This is a genomic window from Streptomyces sp. KLMMK, from assembly GCF_036961605.1.
In the GTDB taxonomy this organism is placed as follows: Bacteria; Actinomycetota; Actinomycetes; order Streptomycetales; family Streptomycetaceae; genus Streptomyces; species Streptomyces telluris.
The window spans coordinates 1-3891 of the sequence record NZ_JBAMDC010000520.1 but is presented as its reverse complement, the minus strand read 5'-3'; the positions used below and the strand labels follow the sequence as shown (position 1 = coordinate 3891).

Genomic DNA, 3891 nt, shown 5'->3' with positions numbered 1-3891 from the left:
GGGCGCGCCGGCCCGGGGCGTGCGCTCTGCTGGCCTTGGTGCTCCTGCGACTCGCTGGCGGCGAGGGTGCGGCTGCGCACCCGGTACAGCCCGGTGTCGAGGTCGTCCGCCTTCTCCAGGTGGACCTTGATGGTCCCCATGAAGGTGTACCGCTGCTGCTTGGCGTAGTCGCGGACCATGCCGGAGAGCTCGTCGCCGAGCTGCCCCGAGTACGGGCTGAGCCGCTCGAAGTCCGGGGTGCTCAGCTCCACGATGAAGTCGTTCGGGACGACGGTGCGGTCACGGTTCCAGATGGTGGCGTTGTTGTCGCACTCGCGCTGCAGTGCCCCGGCGATCTCGACCGGCTGCACCTCGGACTTGAACACCTTGGCGAAGGTGCCGTTCACGAGACCCTCGAGACGCTGCTCGAAGCGCTTCAGTACTCCCACGGGGCACCTCCTTCCCTCAGTGACGTTCCTGATGCTCGGTGTCGTTCCTGATACTGCTTACTGATCGTATCCACGCGTCGGGGAAACGGCCGGTTCCCCTTCGGGGCCAGGAGTGACGAGTGTCGCCCCGGCCTGCCCGGCACGACCCTTCCTGTCCCCTTCATAGGGATCGTAGAGGCGGCCGGGAGCCAGTGTCCCGCAACCGGCGGGGTCCCCACCGGTCCCGGCGGCCCGGCAGGGCCCCCGCGGGCCCGGCCCCGGCAGAACGAGTGTGAAGGCACCCGTGAAGGCGTGCTAATGTTCTCGATGTCGGAAGGCGAACGGCGCAGAACCGGAAGGGCAAGCCCCCCGGGAAAGCTTCGGAAACCGGAAGACGACACCCATGCGCGGGTGGCGGAATAGGCAGACGCGCTGGATTCAGGTTCCAGTGCCCGAAAGGGCGTGGGGGTTCAACTCCCCCCTCGCGCACAGTGAGACAGACCCCTCAGAGTGACTCATATCACTCTGAGGGGTCTGTCTCGTTTTGCGTCGGCTTAAACCGGAAGAGCTTGGCCGGAACGTGGCGCGCCGTAGTGACCGGAGTGGGAACATCATTCTGTAGTCGCACCAGGGCGCTGTGTGATCCGGAGGGGGACGCGGGGTGACTGGTAACCAGACGTCCGTTCTTTCGGAGTGGATCCTGCCCGCCGCCGTCTGCGCGCCCGTGACCTGGGTGTGCCTCGTCCACCGCTTCCGCGGTCAGGGGCGGCTGCTGGGGACGGTCAGGTCGGTGTCCTCGGCGCTCGCCGTGGTGCTGTGGACCTCCGCGATGGCCGCGCTGGCCAGCGGCCTGCTGTTACCGCACGCCTCCAGCGTGCCGCCGGCGGCGGTCGGCGTCGTGGCGGGGGCGGGGCTGGTGCCCAAGAAGAGGACCGAGCAGGCCGAGCATCCGGTGATGGCGATTGTCACACTGGGACATTCGCTGCTGATCAACAGTTTGATGCTGCGCCTGCAGACCGACCGGGCCGAGTGGTGCGCCCGGATGACCGGCGGTTTCGACAACTGCTGGGAGCTCGACGTCTTCGCCGACCGGGTCGCGCGGCACCTGAAGGCCCGTGTGGACGTCCCCGGGCGCTCGCCCAAGGGCAGGAGCGGCCTGGTGACCGCGATCAAGGACCGGTACGAGGACGTGCGGGCCGCGGTGCAGCAGGCGGACGCCCTCGAGGCCGAGATCGAGAAGGCCTGCAAGGACGAGCAGCGCGAGCGGACGCCCCAGGAGGCCGGGCGGATGCTGCGGGCGTTCGGCGAGACCGAGCACCTCTGTGCGTATCTCCTGGAGCTGGTGCACGCCCACGGCAAGCGCAGCGACGACAAGAAGATCCTCGCACTGCGGCGGCAGCATCTGTACGCGGCCGCCGCCGAGGTGCCGGCGCGCTGAGTCAGTGGTAGGTCTTGGCCAACGCGCGTGCTGTCGCGGGCTCCTGGCGCTCGGCCGAAGGCGCATCGGAGAAGGAGATCTCCATCTTCACGTCGAGCGCGGCGGCCACGGCCGCCAGCGAACGCATCGTCAGATTTTCATCGCCGGACAGGATTTGGCTCACCCGGCCCGGGGATACGCCCATGCTGTCCGCCAAGTCCTTGCGCGTCATGCCCCGTTCGGCGAGGAGGCCCGCCAGGGATGCCGTCGCGTGGCGGGCCAGCCGGGAGCCGGCCGCATCGGCCGTCCCTCCTTGATCGTGCCTGTCGCGCCACGCCATAACTACCCCCAGGAACAGAAATCACGGCGCCCGTGGGCGCCTTCCCACTGAAGAGGATGCCACCTTTAGCGCTAACTAAAAGCCTGCTTCCGGCTAAAGATTGCTCTGTCGGCGGAGAGTTCACCCTTTGATCAATCTGTGACCAGGCGTGATACGGCAATCGGTCGATTCCGGCCAGACTTCGGCCCGTCCGCGGAAATGGGGTTGCGGACGGGCCGGAGGGGCGCCCGGGGCGGGGCGCCGGGCGCCGGTCAGCGCGCCGCCGTACCCTCCTCGTCCGCCGGCTCCTTGGGCGCGGCGGACGGAGCCGCGGCGGGGGCCGGGGCCTTCAGGAGGAACAGCAGCAGGAACGACAGGACGGCGATGCCGCCGGCGATGCGGAAGCCGGCGGCGATCGACGTCGCACCGACGGCCGGGCCGATCACCAGGGGCGCGGCGAACTGGCCGGTGAAGTTGGCCGTCCCCGACAGGGACGTGGCCTGGCCGCGCAGGGCGGGCGGCGCGGTCTCGCCGATCATCACGGCGAGCGCGGGCACGGACATGCCCATGCCGAGCCCGAAGAGGGCCGGGGCCAGGATGATCAGCAGCGAGTTGCCCGCGGTCCCGGCGACCAGGAAGGCCGCCACCCACAGGATGACGGCGACCCGCAGCAGCCGGATGTAGCCCAGGCTCTTCTTGATCTTCGCGTAGCCCAGGCCGACCAGGGTGCCGGCGACGGAGGTGCTCGTCGTGTACAGCGCGACCAGGAACGGCGTCTCGACGCCGAGCTGCGCGAGCCGCTGGGGAAGGAAGACGGCGAGGACGTAGAGCAGGAACGAGCTCGTGAGCGACAGGGCGTACAGGCCCAGCAGCCGGGGGTGGGAGCGCAGCAGAGTGAACGTTCCGCCACCGCCGCCGGGCCGCTTGGCGTTCAGGCTCTTGGGCAGGGTGAACATCATCGCGATGCCGACCGGGATGCCCAGCAGGTAGATCGCGAAGGGGCCGTGCCAGGAGATCCCGCCGAGCGCGCCGCCGAGCAGCGGCCAGATGATCCCGCCGACGCTGATGGCGACCGAGCGCCACCCCGCCACGCGGTCCCGCTCGGGCCCCTCGTAGAGCGCCAGCAGGGCCACCGTCGTCCCGGCGAAGACCGCGGCCGCGCCCACGCCGAACGCGAACCGGCTGATGATCAGCGCCGTGTACGAGGTGGTGACCAGCCCGGCGCCGCCCGCGACGCCGTAGAGCAGGAGCCCGGCCACCAGGGGCTTCTTCAGCCCCCAGCGGTCGATCGTCCAGCCCACGAGTGGGCTGGCGATCGCGAGGGACAGGCCGTGGGCGGTGAGGATCAGACCGGCACTGGTGCCGCTGACCCCCAGCTCGCCCCGGATGACTCCCACGACGGGGGTGAGGATCGTGCCCGCCATGACGGTGAGGGTGGACGCGAGCAGGAGTACGGCCAGGGCGGCCCGGCCGCGCGAAGCGGGCCGGGACGCGGCGGGTGATGACGGGGTGGGTGATGCCATCGGCGGAACCTTAGCTACATAACGGGGGTGGATGGAGCCGGGCGGCTCATGGGAGCGCCCTCCGGGGGCTCTCGCGCTATCCGACGACCGTCCAGGTGTCGTTGCCCGAGAGGAGGCTGGTGAGGTCGCCCTTGCCGTACTGCTCGACGGCCGCTTCGAGCTGGTCGGCCATCTGCGTGTCGTAGACGGGGCGGCGGGTGCTGCGGAAGATGCCGATGGGGGTGC

Annotated in this window: 4 protein-coding genes, 1 tRNA gene and 1 pseudogene; 2 read left to right on the top strand and 4 right to left on the bottom strand. The window is 69.9% G+C overall.

Annotated features, from left to right (window positions below):
* The coding region (locus V7793_RS34810) for a DUF3662 domain-containing protein (RefSeq protein ID WP_336013691.1) at window positions 1-428 on the bottom strand (428 nt) is incomplete at its 3' end.
* Window positions 429-812: 384 nt separating this feature from the next.
* Between V7793_RS34810 and V7793_RS34805 the strand changes: the two genes are divergently transcribed.
* Window positions 813-896: transfer RNA gene (locus tag V7793_RS34805), tRNA-Leu, on the top strand.
* Between the two features lie 172 nt (window positions 897-1068).
* A complete protein-coding gene (locus V7793_RS34800) occupies window positions 1069-1845 on the top strand; it encodes a hypothetical protein (RefSeq protein WP_336013690.1) in 777 nt (258 codons plus the stop codon).
* Between the two features lies 1 nt (window position 1846).
* Here the strand turns inward: V7793_RS34800 and V7793_RS34795 are convergent, their stop codons facing one another.
* The 3 genes and pseudogenes from V7793_RS34795 to V7793_RS34785 all read right to left on the bottom strand — a co-directional run.
* Complete coding sequence (locus V7793_RS34795) at window positions 1847-2164, bottom strand: helix-turn-helix domain-containing protein (protein ID WP_336013689.1); 318 nt, start codon at window positions 2162-2164, stop codon at window positions 1847-1849.
* 251 nt (window positions 2165-2415) lie between these two features.
* Window positions 2416-3666 carry an MFS transporter gene (locus V7793_RS34790; protein WP_336013688.1) on the bottom strand — a complete coding sequence of 417 codons (1251 nt, stop codon included), beginning with the start codon at window positions 3664-3666 and terminating at the stop codon, window positions 2416-2418.
* Between the two features lie 76 nt (window positions 3667-3742).
* A pseudogene (locus V7793_RS34785) lies at window positions 3743-3891 on the bottom strand (2-oxoacid:ferredoxin oxidoreductase subunit beta); the annotation flags it as partial.

Coding starts and splice junctions, on each gene's coding strand:
- V7793_RS34795 (WP_336013689.1), bottom strand. CDS start 2,164: ATGGCGTGGCGCGACAGGCACGATCAAGGAGGGACGGCCGATGCGGCC.
- V7793_RS34790 (WP_336013688.1), bottom strand. CDS start 3,666: ATGGCATCACCCACCCCGTCATCACCCGCCGCGTCCCGGCCCGCTTCG.